The sequence below is a fragment of the Pseudonocardia bannensis genome (assembly GCF_012911875.1).
GTDB lineage: Bacteria > Actinomycetota > Actinomycetes > Mycobacteriales > Pseudonocardiaceae > Pseudonocardia > Pseudonocardia bannensis.
On sequence record NZ_JAAXKZ010000049.1, the window covers coordinates 1 to 16,757 of the forward strand.

13 protein-coding genes are annotated in these 16,757 nt (G+C 71.4%); 7 read left to right on the forward strand and 6 right to left on the reverse strand.

The features are described from left to right. The coding region (locus HF519_RS14790) for a GAF domain-containing protein (protein ID WP_169413525.1) at nucleotides 1–1,193 on the reverse strand (1,193 nt) is incomplete at its 3' end. 117 nt (nucleotides 1,194–1,310) lie between these two features. Between HF519_RS14790 and HF519_RS14795 the strand changes: the two genes are divergently transcribed. From HF519_RS14795 to HF519_RS14825, 7 genes are all read left to right on the forward strand, one after another. Next, nucleotides 1,311–2,522: an FAD binding domain-containing protein gene (locus tag HF519_RS14795; RefSeq protein ID WP_312860118.1), complete on the forward strand. Its 1,212-nt coding sequence runs from the start codon at nucleotides 1,311–1,313 to the stop codon at nucleotides 2,520–2,522. A gap of 257 nt (nucleotides 2,523–2,779) precedes the next feature. Next, complete coding sequence (locus tag HF519_RS14800; protein ID WP_169413526.1) at nucleotides 2,780–3,664, forward strand: FAD binding domain-containing protein; 885 nt, start codon at nucleotides 2,780–2,782, stop codon at nucleotides 3,662–3,664. Next, nucleotides 3,661–4,224: a (2Fe-2S)-binding protein gene (locus HF519_RS14805; RefSeq protein ID WP_169413527.1), complete on the forward strand. Its 564-nt coding sequence runs from the start codon at nucleotides 3,661–3,663 to the stop codon at nucleotides 4,222–4,224. The genes HF519_RS14800 and HF519_RS14805 overlap by 4 nt, the downstream gene beginning before the upstream one ends. 4 nt (nucleotides 4,225–4,228) lie before the next feature. Then, nucleotides 4,229–6,655: a xanthine dehydrogenase family protein molybdopterin-binding subunit gene (locus HF519_RS14810; protein WP_169413528.1), complete on the forward strand. Its 2,427-nt coding sequence runs from the start codon at nucleotides 4,229–4,231 to the stop codon at nucleotides 6,653–6,655. 94 nt (nucleotides 6,656–6,749) lie between these two features. Continuing rightward, a complete protein-coding gene (locus HF519_RS14815) occupies nucleotides 6,750–7,622 on the forward strand; it encodes an AAA family ATPase (protein WP_312860119.1) in 873 nt (290 codons plus the stop codon). Next, complete coding sequence (locus HF519_RS32875) at nucleotides 7,619–8,809, forward strand: vWA domain-containing protein (RefSeq protein ID WP_211170044.1); 1,191 nt, start codon at nucleotides 7,619–7,621, stop codon at nucleotides 8,807–8,809. The genes HF519_RS14815 and HF519_RS32875 overlap by 4 nt, the downstream gene beginning before the upstream one ends. 69 nt (nucleotides 8,810–8,878) lie before the next feature. Next, nucleotides 8,879–10,033, forward strand: a complete 1,155-nt coding sequence (locus HF519_RS14825; RefSeq protein WP_312860120.1) for an MFS transporter — start codon at nucleotides 8,879–8,881, stop codon at nucleotides 10,031–10,033. A gap of 136 nt (nucleotides 10,034–10,169) precedes the next feature. Here HF519_RS14825 and boxB read toward each other — a convergent pair whose 3' ends face one another. The 5 genes from boxB to HF519_RS14850 all read right to left on the reverse strand — a co-directional run bounded on the left by boxB (nucleotide 10,170) and on the right by HF519_RS14850 (nucleotide 16,461). Further along, a complete protein-coding gene (gene boxB, locus HF519_RS14830) occupies nucleotides 10,170–11,582 on the reverse strand; it encodes a benzoyl-CoA 2,3-epoxidase subunit BoxB (protein ID WP_169413529.1) in 1,413 nt (470 codons plus the stop codon). A 16-nt stretch (nucleotides 11,583–11,598) separates the two neighbouring features. Then, nucleotides 11,599–13,332: a 2,3-epoxybenzoyl-CoA dihydrolase gene (boxC, locus tag HF519_RS14835; RefSeq protein WP_169413530.1), complete on the reverse strand. Its 1,734-nt coding sequence runs from the start codon at nucleotides 13,330–13,332 to the stop codon at nucleotides 11,599–11,601. Nucleotides 13,333–13,438: 106 nt separating this feature from the next. Next, complete coding sequence (locus HF519_RS14840) at nucleotides 13,439–13,882, reverse strand: GNAT family N-acetyltransferase (protein ID WP_169413531.1); 444 nt, start codon at nucleotides 13,880–13,882, stop codon at nucleotides 13,439–13,441. 87 nt (nucleotides 13,883–13,969) lie between these two features. Next, complete coding sequence (locus HF519_RS14845; RefSeq protein ID WP_169413532.1) at nucleotides 13,970–14,848, reverse strand: 3-hydroxyacyl-CoA dehydrogenase family protein; 879 nt, start codon at nucleotides 14,846–14,848, stop codon at nucleotides 13,970–13,972. Then, the gene (locus HF519_RS14850) at nucleotides 14,845–16,461 is read right to left on the reverse strand and encodes a benzoate-CoA ligase family protein (RefSeq protein WP_169413533.1); all 1,617 of its coding nucleotides are present in this window, start codon (nucleotides 16,459–16,461) and stop codon (nucleotides 14,845–14,847) included. Before HF519_RS14850 ends, HF519_RS14845 begins: the two co-directional genes overlap by 4 nt. Between the last annotated feature and the right edge of the window lie 296 nt (nucleotides 16,462–16,757).

Here is a 16,757-nt window from a genome sequence, read left to right on the forward strand (position 1 = left end):
CCCGCCCCCCGGTCGCCCCGCACCACCAGCACGGAATGCGGGCGGGCCAGGTCGTGGCCGAGGGTCTCGGCCCGCTCGGCGAGCGCGGCGGGCGGATTGCCGGACAGCAGATCGCTGAGCAGGTCCCCGCGCAGCCGCCACTCGACGTCCATCGCGGTGCGCCGGCGCAGCAACTCCAGCGCGGAGACGACCGCTCCGTGCTCCACCGCGCGGCGGTCGAGCGGGGCGAGGTCGTCGAGCCGGCCGGGCAGCCACAGCCGCGCGACCAGTTCGTCGCCCAGCATCACCGGGGCGGTGATCCGCGGGACGGCGGCCGGTGCGTCCTCCGACGGCACGACCTCGGTCATCTGCTCGGTGGTCGTCTCCACGGGTACCGCGATCGGCTCGGGATCGAGCAGCACGCCGCGGTGCTGGGCGTTGGCCAGCGGTTGCCCGGTCGGGTCGGCGACCAGGACCGGCCGGGACAGCAGCCGCGACAGCGCGTCGGCCACGGCCTGCACCCCGCCCGCGCGCAGGGCCACCGCGGTGAGCTCGCGGTGGATCTGCCCGGCCTGCTCCAGCATCCGGTGCTGCTCGGTCAGCGACCGGTTGAGCAGCTCGAGATCGGCGATGGTGTCGCGTTCGCGGTCGCGCAGCCGCGCGGTCTCCAGCGCGATGCCGGCCTGGTTGGCCAGGGTGTCGAGCAGGCCGAGCTCGTCGGGTCCGAAATGGTGCACCTCGGTGCGGTAGCAGTTCAGCGTGCCCGCCGGCGTGCCGCCGACGAGCAGCGGGACCGCGACGATCGCCCGGTACCCGTGCTCCCAGGCCAAACCGGCCCACGGGTCGAACGAGGGGTCGGCGGAGAGGTCCCCGATCGGGACCGGCGCCGCCGAGCGGAACGCCCGGCTGGACGGTCCCTCGCTCAGCGGCCCGGACCCGAGCCGGATCGTGTGCTCCGCGTTGACCCGCGCCACGTACTCGGCGGACAACCCGTGCGACCCGGAGATGACGAGCGCGTGCTCGGTCTCGTCGGCCAGCAGAACCCCGGACCCCTCGTAGCCCATGAGCTCGCAGGCGGTGCGGGCGATGAGATCGAGCAGATCGGGAAGCGCCACGGGGTTGTTCACCGCCGCGGCGATGGTGCCCACCCCGGCGAGCCAGCGCCGGACCTCGTCGTGGCGGGTCTGGGTGTCCGCGTCGGCCTGCTGCGTCATGCTGCCAGCCTGCCACTGTGGTCGCACACAGCGAAGTCCGGATAAGCCGTCTCTCGTCACAGTGCCTCCGCGGCCCGTCCCCGTCACTCTTGCCGAAGAGGCTCGAGGAGGAGCGCGGTGGGAGGCAAGACGATGAACAACGGCGACCAGCCACGGGCGATCGTGGTCGGCGGGTCGATGGGTGGGCTGACGGCCGCCCTCGTGCTGCGGGACCTGGGCCTGCGGGTGGACGTGTTCGAGCGCTCGCCGGAGCTGCTCGACGGGCGGGGTGCGGGCATCGTGCTGCAACCCGACACCGTGCGGTGGTTCCGCGAGCACGGCGGCGTGGAGGCCGTGGAGGCGGTGAGCACGGGGTCGTCCACCCTGCGCTACATCGGGGCCGGCGACGAGATCACCTTCGAGGAGCCCAGCACGTGGCGGTTCACCTCGTGGACGAAGACCTACCGCGCGCTGCTGGAGGACTTCGGCACCGAGCACTACCACCTGGGTGAGCACTGCGCGGGGCTGGACCAGGACGCCGACGGGGTGACGCTGCGGTTCGTCAGCGGCCGGACCGAGCGCGCGGATCTGGTCGTCTTCGCCGACGGCATCTCGTCGACCGGTCGGCGACGGCTGCTGCCCGAGGTCATGCCCCGGTACTCCGGCTACGTGGGCTGGCGCGGCACGGTGCCCGAGAGCGCGGTGAGCGAGCAGACGCACCGGCTGCTGAGCGACTCGCTGGCCTACGCGATGGCTCCGCACACGCACATCTGCATGTACCCGATCCCCGGCAAGAACGGCGAGCTCGCCGTGGGCGAGCGCGAGCTCAACTACGTCTGGTATCGCAACGTCGCCGAGGGCCCGGAGCTCGACGAGCTGCTGACCGACAAGCGCGGCTTCCCGTGCCCGGTGTCGGTGCACCCGGGTCAGGTCCAGGACCGGTTCGTCGAGGAGCTGCGGGCCGCGGCGCAGGAACTGCTGCCGCCGTCCGCGGCCGAGCTGGTGACGCGCACCGAGGAGCCCTTCATCCAGCCGGTGCTCGACATCGAGGTGCCGCAGATGGCGTTCGGCCGGGTGTGCCTGATGGGCGACGGCGCGTTCGCGGCCCGCCCGCACGCCGCCGCCGGGACGGCCAAGGCCGCCGCCGACGCGTGGGCGCTGGCCGACGCGCTGCGTGATGCCGACGGCGATGTCGTGACCGCGCTCGCGAAATGGGAACCCGGACGTCTCGAGCTGGGACGCAGCCTGCTCGACCGAGTGCGCGAGATGGGCCGGCAGTACCAGGTCGCGAACACGGCGGATCCGGCCGACCGGAACCTCCGCTTCGGCCTGTACGGCCCGGACCTCTGAGCAGTTCACGAGTGTGAGGTGGGAGATGCCACAGCAGTGAGACGCGGTACTGTGGAGTATCCCAGGGGAACGACGCCGGCCCCGGCGTAGGGTCGGTCGCATCCAGCGGCAGCGGTGAGACCCCCGGTCACCGCACCTGCCGAGCGGACATGTCGGTCGCGATGCCGAGGCGCAGCGAACGACAGCAACACCCACCACAGGCGACCGAGCTCCGGTCCTCGTCAGGACCTGCTCGACGGACAGGCAAGGACAAGGCAATGAAGCCGCCGAAGTTCATGTACTGCGATCCCGACACCGTCGAGGACGCGATCGCGCTCAAGAGCCGCTACGGCCACGACTCGCTCGTCCTCGCCGGCGGGCAGAGCCTGATGCCGATGCTCAACATGCGGCTGGCCAACCCCGATGTCCTCATCGACATCAACGGGATCTCCGACCTCAAGCGGATCACGCGGACCGGCGAGGTCCTCGAGATCGGCGCCGGCGTGCGGCAGTCGGAGCTGGAGACCGACGCGGCCGTCGCGGATGCGGTACCGCTGCTGGGCAAGGTCGTGCCCTACATCGGCCACATCGAGAACCGCCACCGCGGCACCGTCGGCGGCAGCCTCGCGCACGCCGACGCGGCGGCCGAGCTGCCGTGCGCGGCGATCACGCTGGACGCCACCGTCGTCGTCCAGGGGCCCTCGGGCCGTCGTGAGATCGCCGCCCGCGACTTCTTCGAGGGCTTCATGACGAACGCCTGCGCGCCCGACGAGCTCGTCGTCGCGGTCCGCTTCCCGGTCGCCTCCGCGGCTTCGGGTTCGGCGTTCGTCGAGGTGGCCCGTCGTGAGGGCGACTTCGCTCTCGCCGCCGCCGCGGCCGTCGCCGAGGTCGGCACGGACGGCCGGTTCACCGCGCTGTCGATCGGTGTCGCCGGCATCGCCGCCACCCCGGTCCGCGCCACCGTCGTCGAGGAGGCCCTCGTCGGCCAGGCCGCGACCGCGGAGAACATCGCCGCCGCCGCGAAGCGGATCGCCGACCGCGTCACCGCGGGCGACGACCTGCACGCCACCGGCACCTACCGCAAGCACCTCGCCGCGACCGTGGTGAAGCGTGCTGTCGTGGCCGCCGTGGCGGATGCACAGAACAGGAGCAACGGGTCGTGACGACCACAGAGAACAGCCCCGAGGCCCGGTACGCCGGCGACACCCGCACCGTCACCCTGCGGGTCAACGGCCAGGAGGTGACCCGTGAGGTGCCGACCCGCACCACGCTGGCCGACTTCCTGCGCGACGACCTCGACCTGGTCAGCGTCCACCTGGGCTGCGAGCACGGCGTCTGCGGCTGCTGCACCGTGCTGCTCGACGGCGGGTCCGTGCGTTCCTGCCTGATGCTGGCCGTGCAGGCTCAGGGCCACGAGATCGAGACGGTCGAGAGCCTGTCCGCCGACCAGAACAACCTGCACCCGATCCAGGAGGCCTTCGCCGAGGAGCAGGGCCTGCAGTGCGGGTTCTGCACCCCCGCGATGGTGCTGCGCACCAAGGAGATCCTCGCCGACGGCCAGGAGCGCACCGACGACGAGGTGCGCCACGAGATCTCCGGGATCCTGTGCCGCTGCACCGGCTACCAGAACATCATCAACGCGGTTCAGAACGCCGGTCGGAAGCTCCGCTGCGGCGGCGCCGGCGGCTGCGGCTCCGCTCACGACGAGGCGAAGGGGGCCTGACGCGATGACCACCGTCGAGAACGAGAAGCCCCGGTACAAGTACATCGGTTCCGACCGCAAGCGCGTCGAGGACCCGCGTCTGCTCGTCGGGCGCGGCGGCTACATCGCCGACCTGAAGTTTCCCGGCCTGCTGCACGCCGCGATCCTGCGCAGCCCGGTCCCGCACGCGACCATCCGCTCCATCGACGCCACCGAGGCGTTGAAGCTGCCGGGTGTCGTCGCCGTGGTCACGGGCGAGGACTGCAAGGCGCACATGAACCCGTGCATGAACTTCGGCCCGTCGTCGATCCCCCAGTTCCCGCTGGCGGTGGACAAGGTCCGCTACGTCGGTGAGGCCGTGGCCGCGGTCATCGCGGAGAGCCGGTACATCGCCGAGGACGCGGTGGAGCTGCTGGAGGTCGAGTTCGAGGACCTGCCCGCGGTGACCAACCCGGTGGCCGCGATGGAGCCGGGCGCCGCGCTCCTGCACGACGGGCACGGCAGCAACATCGGCTACGAGCGGACCTTCGAGTTCGGCGACGTCGCCGGGGCGATCTCCGGCGCCGACCTGGTCGTCGAGGACACCCTGCACTGGGGCCGCTCGGCGGGTATGCCCATGGAGACCTCCGGCGCCGTCGCCCGCCCGGGGCTCAACGGGGTGCTGGAGATCTACTGCAACTCGCTGAACTTCAGCTACTTCTCGTTCCTCATCGCAGGGGCGTTGAAGCTGCCGTCGAACCGGCTGACGATGAACCCGGTCCCGGCCGGTGGCAGCTTCGGCAGCAAGTTCACCGCGCACAAGGTGCCGACGCTGGCCGGCTTCCTGGCGCTGCGGACGGGCCGCCCGGTGTCCTACGTCGAGGACCGGCTCGACCACCTGATGAACTCCGACCACCACGCGTCGGACCGCTACTACGACGCGAAGATGGGCTTCACGTCCGAGGGCATCATCACCGGCCTGGACGTCGACGTGGTCGACGACTACGGCGCCTACATGCAGTTCGGCGTCGGTACCCACGGTAACGCGTTCTCCCAGATCGTCGGCCCGTACGGGTTCCGCAACGTCAAGTACCACCTGCGCGCGGTGCTCACGAACAAGTGCCAGCAGGGCGCCTACCGCGGCTTCGGCTCCGAGGTGCACAACTGGGTGCTGGAGCGGCTGATCGACAAGGCGGCGGTCGAGCTCGGCCTCAAGCCCGAGGAGATCCGGCGCCGCAACTTCATCACCAACGACCAGTTCCCGTACAAGATCCCCGGCGGCAACGTCTACGACAGCGGCAACTACCCCGCCGTCCTGGACAAGGCGCTCGGGATGATCGACCTGGAGCACTGGCGCTCGGAGCAGAAGCGGCTGCGCGAGGAGGAGGGCCGCTACATCGGTATCGGCCTGGCCACCACCCAGGAGCGCAGCGTCTTCAGCGCGACCGAGTTCTGGGCCCTGAACGACAACCCGGACTTCCCGCTCACCTCGAGCCCCGAGAGCGCGACGGTGACCATCGACCCGGCGGGGCAGTTCCAGCTGCTGCTGCACTGCCAGTCGATGTGGGGCAACAGCCCCGAAACGGTGGGCACCACGGTGCTGGCCGAGGAGTTCGGCATCGAGCCGGAGACCGTCAACGTCCGCTACGCCGACACCGCCCGTGCCCTCCCGGGCACCGGTCCCGGTGGTAGCCGGTACACGGTCATGCTCGCCGGCGCCGTGCGGGGTGCGTCGCGCAAGCTGCAGCGCAAGCTCATCGACATCGCCGCGCACTCCCTCGAGGTCGCCGCAGAGGACCTGGAGCTGGTCGACGCCCGGGTCCAGGTCAAGGGCGCTCCGGAGAAGTCGCTGAGCCTGCCGGAGCTGGCCTCGACGGCGTACTTCTTCGCGCTCAACATGCCGCCCGGCATGGAGAGCGGGCTGGAGGAGAGCTACACCTACGACCACCCGTACACGACCCTGCCCTCGGCGGACCGGTCCGACCTGGGTGTCTTCTACCCGATCATGGGCCACGCCTGTCACATCGCGGTCATGGAGGTCGACCCGGACACCGGGACGACCAAGTTCCTCGACTACGTGGCGGTCCACGACGCCGGCACGATGGTCAACCCGAAGAGCCTGGGCGGCCACGTCACCGGCGGCGCCGCGCAGGGCCTCGGGTCGACCCTGTACGAGGAGCTGGCCTACGACGACGAGGGGCAGTTCAAGTCCTCGACGTTCATGGACTACCTCGTGCCGACGGCCAACGAGGTCCCGCCGTTCCGTATCGGGCACGTCGAGACCCCTTCGCCGTTCACCGAGTACGGCATCAAGGGCGGCGGCGAGGGCGGCCGGATGGTCACCCCGTCCGTGGTCTCCGCGGCCATCGACGACGCGCTGCGGGAGTACGGGATGCGCGTCCGCGAGCTCCCGGTGAAGCCCGCGACGATCGTCGCGACGGTGCAGGCCGCCATCGCGGAGTCCTCGAAGTAGGAGGCCTCCAGCCAGCTCGGCCCGGCTCCGGAGTCACTCGCGCTCCGGAGCCGGGCCGTTCCAGCGGCTCGCGCCGCAAGAGTGAGGATTGAGAGTGCAGAACCCGTTCACGTCCCCCGCCGAACTGAAGGACGAGCTCGGCAAGGTCAGCTACCTGGCCGATGACGCCCTCTCCATGGCCACCTTCCTCGCCCTCGGCCTGAACCGTCCTCTGCTGCTGGAGGGCGAGAACGGCGTCGGCAAGACCGAGATCGCCAAGGCGCTGGCCTCGCTGCTGGGCCGGGACCTGATCCGGCTGCAGTGCTACGAGGGCATCGACACCAGCCAGGCGCTCTACGACTGGCACTACGGCCGGCAGCTGCTGGCCGTGCGCGGGTCGGAGAACAACGGCGGCCAGAAGGCCACCGACGTCTTCACCCGCGACTACCTGCTGTCCCGCCCGTTGCTCGAGGCCCTGGAGGCCGGCGACCGGGCGGTGCTGCTCATCGACGAGCTCGACCGCGCCGACGACGAGTTCGAGGCCTTCCTGCTGGAGCTGCTGTCCGACTTCGCGGTGACCATCCCCGAGGTCGGGCGGATCGCCGCGGCGTCACCGCCGCTGGTCGTGCTGACCTCCAACCGCACCCGCGACCTGCACAACGCGCTGCGCCGCCGCTGCCTCTACCACTGGGTGGCCCACCCGGACGCGGACCGCGAGTTCGAGATCCTGCGCGTGCGTGCCCCCGAGGTGCCCGAGGCGCTGGCCCGGCAGGTGGCGCAGGCGGTGCAGCGGATCCGCGGTCTGGGGCTGGGCAACGCGCCCGGCGTGGGGGAGACCATCGACTGGGCCGGCGCCCTGCACATGGTCGGGGTCGCCACGCTGGACCGGGAGATCGCCACCGCCACCCTGAGTGCGCTGGTCAAGGACGTCGACGACCAGCAGCTCGTGGCCGAGAAGATCGACGACGTCGTCCCGACGAGTCCGTGATCGTCGACGGTTCCGGGGTCCGCGGCGGCGGGCGCAGCGGTGACCCGCTCGAGGTGACCGGGCGGACCTGCGTCGAGTTCGCCGCCCTGCTGCGCCGCAGGGGCCTCGTCATCGGTCCGGAGCAGACGACGGCGTTCTACTCCGCGTTGCACCTGCTCGAGCGTCCCGGCCTGCGCGAGATCTACCTCGCCGGCCGGGCCGTGCTGGTCACCCAGCGCAACCAGTACCCCGTCTACGACGCGACGTTCGTCGAGTTCTTCGGCCCGCCCGCCGTCGACGACCACGGGCTGCCCCCGCTGCCGCCCCCCGCGGTCCCGACGAGCATCGTGGAGCGTGAGGCCGACAATTCGGGCACCCCCAGCGCGAAGGCCGCCGACCGGGTGGAGGAGCAGGCCGACGAGGCCAGGCTGGTGCCCAGCGACCTCCAGGTGCTCAAGGCCAAGTCGTTCGCCCTGATGAGCCCCGAGGAGCGGCGCAAGGCCGCCGCGCTGATCAAGCGGCTGAGCCCGGAGTTGCCGCGGCGCCGTGGGCGGCGGCGCGAGCCGGCCGCCTCCGGCCCGCACCTCGACGTGCGCGGGCTGCTGCGGGCGGCCCTGCCGACCGACGGCGAGCCCATGCGGCTGCCCCGGCGCCGGGTGCCCTCCCGCGAGCGGCCGCTGACCCTGGTGATCGACGTGTCCGGCTCGATGGGCCCCTACGCCCTGGCGCTGTTGCGCTTCGGCCACGCGATGCTGCACGCCGGGCACCACGTGGAGGTGTTCACCGCCGGTGTGCACCTGACCCGGATCACCGAGTCGCTGCGCCGTTCCTCCGTCGACGCCGCGCTGCGCCGCATCGGCACCGATGTCGACGACTGGGACGGCGGCACCCTGCTGGGCTCGTCGATGCGTGAGTTGATCGACCGCTTCGGCGCGCACTCCGCCGTGCGCGGTGCGCTGGTCGTCGTCTGTTCGGACGGCCTGGACCGCGACGACCCGGAGACGCTGGGCACGGCGATGCGCAACCTCGCCCGGCGGGCGCACCGGGTGGTGTGGCTCAACCCGCTCAAGGGCGACCCCCGCTACCGGCCGCTGGCCCGCGGGATGGCGGCCGCGCTGCCGCACGTGGACGTCTTCCTCGCCGGGCACAACCTGGTGAGCTTCGAGGAGATGTGTGCGGCGTTGACCGCCCGTCGGACGGCGGCATAGGTGGCCGCCACCGGCCCGGACGCGGGAGTGGGGGCCTCGGGACCCCGCGCTGCGTCCGGGTTCTGGGTCGTGACGTTCGCGTTCGTCGTCGTGATGTCCTTCGCGACGGTGCCGACGCCGCTCTACGTGCTCTACGAGGCGCGTGACGGCTACTCCGCCGCCACCATGACGGTCGTCTTCGCCGCCTACGCCCTGGGCGTGCTGGTCAGCCTGTTCCTGCTCGGCCACCTGTCCGACCAGCTCGGCCGGCGCCGGATGCTGATCCCGTCGGTGCTGGTCAGCGCGGTGTCCGCGGTGCTGTTCCTGGTGTGGCCGACGCTGCCCGGGTTGCTGGTCGCGCGCGTGCTCTCCGGCGTCTCGGTCGGGATGGCCACCTCCACGTCGATGGCCTACCTCGCCGAACTGCACGCCGCGGCCCGCCCCGGGGCGAGCAACCGGCGTGCCAACGTGGTCGCCACCGCCGCCAACCTGGGCGGACTCGGGCTGGGCCCGCTCGTCGCCGGGGTACTCGCCGACCTCGCACCGCATCCGCTCGAGGTGCCGTACGCGGTCTACCTGGGGTTGTTACTGCTCGCTGCGCTGCTGCTGCTCCGGGTCCCCGAGACGGTCCGGGTCATCGGGCTGCGCGAGGGGTACCGCCCGCAGCGGATCGCGGTCCCACCCGGCCGGCGCGCCCGGTTCGCGGCCGCGGCGTTCGCGGCGATCGTCGGGTTCTCGCTGTTCGGGCTGTTCGCCGCGCTCGGACCGGCGTTCGTGGCCGGCGTGCTGCACGAGTCGTCACACACCCTGGGCGGCCTTCCCACGGCGCTGACCTTCGGCACGGCCGCGCTCGCCCAGTCGCTGGTGCGCGATCCGACGCGCCGCCGGACCAGCCTGCTCGGGTTCGCGGCCCTGCCGGCCGGGCTCGTGATCGTGCTCGCCGGGGCGTGGGCGCAGGTGCTGCCGCTGTTCCTGCTGGGGGAGGTCGTCGTCGGCGCCGGCGCGGGGCTCGTGTTCGCCGCGGCCGTCGCGGTGGTGGCCTCGAGCGCGCCGCCGGAGAACCGCGCCGAGGCGCTCGCGGCGCTGTTCCTCGCCGCGTACGCCGGGTTGACCATGCCGGTGCTCGGCCTCGGCCTGGCGATCGGCTACGTCGCCCTGCCCGTCGCCCTGACGGCGTTCGCCGCCGTGGCCGCCGTCGCGGCGGCCGCGACAGCCTGGGCCGTCCTCCGCACCAGAAACACCTGACCCGCCCCGACCAGCTACCAGCTCACGCGTTGTGGGGCCTTGACGCGGTGGGGGTGGGCAGTGGGCGCGTTTGCAGCGGATGTGCGACGGCGCGGGCCGTGCCCGGAGTGGGGCACGGCCCGCGCCGGGCGGGGGGTCAGGCCAGGTGGACGTACTCGTAGTCGAACGGCTGCCCGTTGATGCCGTTGGACGGCGGGGCGATCCAGCCCGCGATCTTGCCGGGCTCGTAGACGGGGCGCATCAGCGAGCGGACGTGGGTCTTGTCGACCTCGCTCGGCAGCCAGGAGTCCTTCTTCGCCTCCCACTGCTCCTTGGTCATCAACTGCCCGCTCGGGGACACGTACTGGTCGGCGAACAGGCCGACGTCGCGGTTGAACCCGACGTGCGGAAGCGTCAGGGTGCGGTCCACCCCGGCGTTCTCCAACACGCGGTTCCAGCGCTTCATGCCGCTCTGGCAGTCCTTGACGTACTCGTTGCGCAGGTCGTGGTTGAGCGCGAGTAGCGCCGGCACCTCGTTGGTGGTGATCTCCCCGTCCTTGACGAGGTCGACGTACGCCGAGTCCTCGGTGAGCACGTGGTCGTCGCGGCGGCGCTCCTCCTGCCAGCGGCCCTTCAGGCCCGCGGTGAAGTAGTTGGCCGCGTTCGTGGACTGCTCGGAGCCGAACAGGTCCAGCGACACCGAGTAGTGGAAGTTGATGTAGCGCTGGATGACGTCGAGCGGGATGCCGCCGTGCGGGCCGACGTCGTCGGTGTCGTGCTCGCGCATCAGCTCCGCGGTACGGGCCACCACGCGGTCGACACCGGTGGTGCCGACGAACATGTGGTGTGCCTCCTCCTTGAGCATGAACTCACACGTCCGCGACAGCGGGTCGAAGGCGGACTCCTTCAGCGTCCCGAGCTGGTACTTGCCGTCCCGGTCGGTGAAGTAGGTGAACATGAAGAACGACAGCCAGTCCGGGGTCTCCTCGTTGAACGCGCCGAGGATCCGCGGGGAGTCGAGGTCACCGGAGTTGCGGTGCAGCAGCGCCTCGGCCTCCTCGCGGCCGTTGCGGCCGAAGTAGGCGTGCAGCAGGTACACCATCGCCCAGAGGTGACGGCCCTCCTCCACATTGACCTGGAACAGGTTGCGCAGGTCGTACAGGCTCGGCGCGGTCTCACCGAGGCGGCGCTGCTGCTCGACCGAGGCGGGCTCGGTGTCGCCCTGGATGACGATCAGGCGCTGCAGGTCGGCGCGGTACTCGCCGGGGACCTGCTGCCAGACCGGCTCGCCCTTCTGCTCGCCGAACGCGATCCGGCGGTCGTCGCCCCGCTCGGCGAGGAACACGCCCCAGCGGTACTCCTCCATCGCGACGTGACCGAACTGGGCCCAGCCCTCGCGGCCGACGTCGACCGCGGTGCGCAGGTAGACGTCCTGCGTCGGGACGGCCGGGCCCATCGTCTTCCACCAGTTGAGGAAGTTCGGCTGCCACGACTCCAGCGCGCGCTGCAGCTTCCGATCGCCGGCGAGATCGACGTTGTTCGGGATCTTCTCGGTGTAATCAATCGACATTGCTGGTCATCCCTACTCAGACTCGCCTGCGGTCGAAGTCGGCCTTGCGGCCGGTGCCGTACTTGCGCAGCGCCCCCTCCGGGCCGGAGGCGTTGGGGCGCACGAAGATCCAGTTCTGCCAGGCCGTGAGCCGGGAGAAGATCCGCGACTCCATGGTCTCCGGGCCGACGAACCGGTGGTTGGCCTCCATGCCGGTGAGCGCGTCCGGGGACAGCGACGCGCGCTCCTCCAGCATGATCCGGATCTCGTCGTCCCAGTCGATGTCGTCCGGGGCGTCGGTGACCAGCCCCAGGTCCATCGCCTCCCGCGCCGAGATCCGGCGGCCGACCTCCTGGCGCAGCTTGGCGACGTGGTCGTCGTCGCCGTAGAACCGCGACGCCAGCCGGGGCAGGCCGTTGCCCATCGGGAACGCGCCGAAGTTCGACTCGCTCAGCACGATCTGGGCCTCGTCGCCCTGCTCACCCGCCTCCTCGTCGAGGGTGCCGTCGAGCATGTACTGCCGGTCGCAGGCCAGCGCGAGCTCCAGCAGCGCACCGGCGAAGCACGAGCCCGGCTCGATCAGCGCGATCAGCGACCGCGAGGTGACGTCGAGGCGCTTGAGCACCCGCTTGAAGTAGTGCCGGATCTCGTTGACCAGCCAGTCGTCCCCGGAGTGCTCGGCGATGATCCGCTCGAACGCCAGCGCGTCCTCGACGTCGCCCTTCGTGCGGATGATCCAGGTGCCGAGCTCGAGCTCGTTGGCCCGCAGCCGCAGGATCAGGTCGTCGAGCTCGCGGGTCATGGCCAGCGGCCAGAAGTCCGCGCCCAGCTCGTGGACACGCTCCAGCGACTCGGGCACCCCGCCCGACGGGCCGTGGACGGTGATCTCCACCAGGCCCTGCGCGCGGTCGAAGGCCGCGCTCACGTGCCGGTAGGTGATGCCGTCGTCGGTCTCCTCGCGCTGCAGCGGGGGCAGCGTGATGCCGCGGGCACCGGCCGGACGCGACGAACGGGCGGCCGCCTCGGCGGCCCGCTCGCGGACCGTCTCGTCCCAGGCGCGCTTCGGGACGGTCTCGTCGACGAGCTTCCACTCGACGGCCTGGCGGCCGCGGATCCCCTCGGACTTCGTGGCGAACACGTCGGCCCGGTCCTTGCGCACCTTGCGCTTGTCGATGACCCGGGTCAGCCCGCCGGTGCCGGGCAGCACGCCCAGCAGCGGCACCTCCGGCAGCGAGACCGCCGAGGAGTTGTCGTCGATCAGCAGGATCTGCTCGCAGGCCAGCGCCAGCTCGTAACCGCCGCCCGCCGCGGTGCCGTTGACCGCGGCGATGTAGGTCTGGCCCGAGCTCGTGGTGGCGTCCTCGATGCCGTTGCGCGTCTCGTTGGTGAACTTGCAGAAGTTCACCTTCCACGGGTGCGAGCTCTGGGCGAGCATCCGAATGTTCGCGCCGGCGCAGAAGTTGCGGTCCTTGCCGCTGGTCACGACGACGGCACGCACCTCGGGGTGCTCGAAACGCAGCCGCTGGGTGGCGTCGTAGAGCTCGATGTCCACCCCTAGGTCGTAGGAGTTCATCTTCAGCTCGTAGCCGGGCACCAGGCCCGCGGTCTCGTCGATGTCGAGCCGCAGGTACGCGACCCCGGTCTCGGCGGCGCCGTCGAGGTCGAGGGTCCAGTGCTTGTACGACGCCGGGTCTGTGTCGAAGGAGATCTTCGGGATCTCGGCTGCGTCCGGGTCGGTGGGACCCGCCGCGGCGTTTTCGGTGGTGGTCATGTCGGGAGCCTCCTGCGCTCGGGCGCGGTGGGTTGCCCGTCACTCTACAACACTACTGCGCAACGGGACAGTGATGTAGAACGTCGATCAGGACGGCCGGGCGCGCTCAGCGCGTCCCGCCGTCCGTGACCCGCTTGCGCAGCTCGCCCACGTCGTTGGGGGTGAAACCGCGGGCGGCCAGCCAGGACGTGACCGACTCGGGGTCCGGGTGGCCGCGGGGGACGACGTTGTAGATGTAGTTGAGGTGCCGCTCGCCGGCCTCGCGCTCGAGGTGGCCGAGGATGAACGACCCGATGCCGGACGAACGTCGCTCCGGGTCGACCAGCACCAGGATCTCGGCGTCGCCCCAGGAGTCGTCGAGCCGGCCGTAACCCACGACCCTGCCGTCCTCCTCGACCCGCCACCACTCGTCCCCCAGCGCGTCGCCCTCGCTCGGGGAGCCGAACCCGAACAACCCCGGGGCGAGGCCGCCGAGCACCCGGGTCTTGTCGGCGTCCCAGGTGGCGGGGGTCTCGCGGATCCATCGGACCGATGTCTGCTGGGTCGTCATGCAGGCCTCCTCGCCGGTGTCGCGCACTCCTGAGTCTGTCGGGCCCCCGACGGCGGCGCAGCACGGAGCCGACGCCGGATACGCGGGTCAGTCCGGTGCGGGCCAGTCGTAGAACCCGCGTCCGGTCTTACGCCCCAACTCGCCCGCCGCGACCTTGTCCACGAGCAGTTGCGGCGGGTCGAACCGGTCGCCGTAGGTCTTCGCCAGGTTGCGTGCGACGTCGAGCCGGACGTCGAGACCGACCAGGTCGGTGAGCCGCAGCGGGCCCATCGGATGCCGGTAGCCCAGCTCCATCGCCCGGTCGATGTCGGCCGCCGCCGCCACGCCGTCGGCGAGCATGCGGATCGCTTCCAGACCCAGGGCGATGCCGAGCCGGCTGGTGGCGAACCCCGGCGCGTCGCGCACCACGATCGTCTCCTTGCCGACCAGCTCGGCGGCGGCCCGCGCGGCGTCGATCTGCTCGGGGGCGGTGGCCGGGGAGTGCACGATCTCGATCAACGGCATCGACCAGACCGGGTTGAAGAAGTGCAGGCCGAGGAAGTCGGCCGGCCGGTCCAGGTCCGCGCCCAGCTCGCTGATCGGCAGCCCACTGGTGTTCGACGCCAGCAGCCGGGGGGAGCGCCGCTCGGCCGCGGCCAGCACCGCCCGCTTGAGCTCCATCCGCTCGGGCACGGACTCGACGATCAGGTCGAGGCCCTCCGGCAGCTCCGCGACGTCGGCCACCACGGTCAGCCGGTCCGGCACCCCCTGCGCCACCGCGGCGTCGAGCCTGCCGCGCTCGGCGGCCCGGGCGGCCTGGGTCGCGGCCGTGCGCAGCGCAGCCCGGGCACGTTCGCCATCGGGCTCGACGACGGTCACCTCCGCGCCGGCGGCGGCGAAGACATAGGCGATCCCGGTGCCCATCGTGCCCGCGCCGACGACGCCGATCCGCCCGCCGGCCCGCTGCGCCGCAACGGGTTCGCTCATACGGGCGTCTCCTGCTGGCTGACCGCCTCGGACACCGGGGCCGTCGCGGCGAGGGCGCGCAGCCGGAACCGCTGGATCTTGCCGGTCGCGGTCTTCGGCAGCTCGGCGATCGGCAGCACGGCGCGGGGGCGCTTGAACGCCGCCAGCCCGGCTCGGCAGAACGCGATCACCTCGTCGGGATCGACGACCGCGCCGGGCCGGGGAACCACGTAGGCGACCGGCTTGTCCAGGCCGTCGGCGTCGGGCACCCCGATCACGACCGCCTCGGCCACGGCCGGGTGCTCCAGCAACCGGGACTCGACCTCGGTCGGGCTGACCCAGATCCCGCCGACCTTGAGCACGTCATCGGCGCGGCCCAGGCAGGTGTAGGTGCCGTCGTCGTTGCGCACGTACTGGTCGCCGGTGCGCATCCACTCGCCGTGGAACACCGCCCGGTTGACGTCGGTGCGGCACCAGTAGCCGGTGCAGATCGAGTCCCCGGAGATGAACAGCATCCCGGACTCGCCGGCCTCCTCGATCACCGTTCCGTCGGTACGCCGCAGCTCCACCTGGTAGCCGGGGACGGGCGTCCCCGAGCTGCCGGGGGTCACCGCACCGGGCCGGTTGGAGATGAAGATGTGCAGCGCCTCGGTGGAGCCGATGCCGTCGAGGATCTCGATCCCGTAGCGGTCGCGGATGCCGTGGAACATCCGGGCGGGCAGGGTCTCCCCGGCCGACACGCCCTGCCGGACGGTCCTGAAGGCGGCCGGGTCCACGACGGAGCTGTCGGCGGCCAGCAGTGGGCCCCAGAAGCTGGGCACCGCGAAGAACAACGTGACGCCGTGCTCGGCGACCCGCGCGGCGTACAGGCCCGGACTCGGCCGCGAGGGTTCCAGCACCACCGACGCGCCGACCGAGAGCGGGAAGAACATCGAGTTGCCGATGCCGTAGGCGAAGAACAGCTTGGCCACCGAGAGGCACACGTCGTCGGGCCGCACCCGCAGCACCTGCCGGCCGTAGGTCTCGGCGACGTAGCGGATGTCGGCGTGCCGGTGCATCGCTCCCTTCGGCGTCCCCGTCGTCCCGGAGGTGTACAGCCACAGCGCGGGTGACTCGTCCCAGGTGGGGTAGGGGGCGGAGACCGGGCTCGCGGTACCCGCCTCGAGCAGCTGCTCCCAGGTCAGCGCGGTCACCCCGGCGCCCAGCGCCGCCGGGTCCGGGCCGTCGGGCCCGGTGAGCACGACGTGGCGCAGGTCGGGTGCCCCGGCCGCCGCGGTGTGCACCGCATCGCTGAACTGGTGGCTGCCCAGCAGGACCCGGGCCCGGGAGTCGGCGACCAGCTTGCCCATCTCGGCGCCGGTGAGCATCGTCGACGACGGCACCGCGACGGCGCCGATGTACATCGTCGCGAGGATGCCGGTGAACAGTTCGACGTCGTCGACCATGCACAGCAGGACCCGCTCCTCGGGCCGTACCCCGATCGCGCTCAGCCCGGCGGCCACGCGGCGGACCTCGGCCGCGAGCTCGCTGTAGGTCAGGGTGCCGCCGGGATGGCGGACGGCCACCCGGTCGGCATCGCCGGCGGTGACCCGGCGTTCGGTCAGGTACTCCGCAGCATTGAAGAGTTCGGTCATGAACATGGCTCCTGTGCCGTCCGGGGTGCCCGAACTCTACTGCTTGATCACGGCGCGTCAACGATTCGTAGAAGATCAATCGGCGGATCGGACGGGCCCACCCGGAGACCTCCGGATGGGTTGACCCGAAGGCGTACCGATCTTCCGAAGCTATGCGCATGCTGATATGAACACCGTGGAGTGGCGCGGCACACATTGTCGGACCGCGCTCCACCGATCGAAGTCGAACCGGGCGTCCGACCGGCTCCCCGGCCGGTGCAGGCGATCCCGGGCGTTCAATGTTCAAGGGAGAACAG

Bases quoted from the DNA above. Each gene is read 5' to 3' on its own strand.
- HF519_RS14800 (WP_169413526.1), top strand. From the start codon at position 2,780: ATGAAGCCGCCGAAGTTCATGTACTGCGATCCCGACACCGTCGAGGAC.
- HF519_RS14810 (WP_169413528.1), top strand. From the start codon at position 4,229: ATGACCACCGTCGAGAACGAGAAGCCCCGGTACAAGTACATCGGTTCC.
- boxB (WP_169413529.1), bottom strand. From the start codon at position 11,582: ATGTCGATTGATTACACCGAGAAGATCCCGAACAACGTCGATCTCGCC.
- boxC (WP_169413530.1), bottom strand. From the start codon at position 13,332: ATGACCACCACCGAAAACGCCGCGGCGGGTCCCACCGACCCGGACGCA.
- HF519_RS14840 (WP_169413531.1), bottom strand. From the start codon at position 13,882: ATGACGACCCAGCAGACATCGGTCCGATGGATCCGCGAGACCCCCGCC.
- HF519_RS14845 (WP_169413532.1), bottom strand. From the start codon at position 14,848: ATGAGCGAACCCGTTGCGGCGCAGCGGGCCGGCGGGCGGATCGGCGTC.
- HF519_RS14850 (WP_169413533.1), bottom strand. From the start codon at position 16,461: ATGACCGAACTCTTCAATGCTGCGGAGTACCTGACCGAACGCCGGGTC.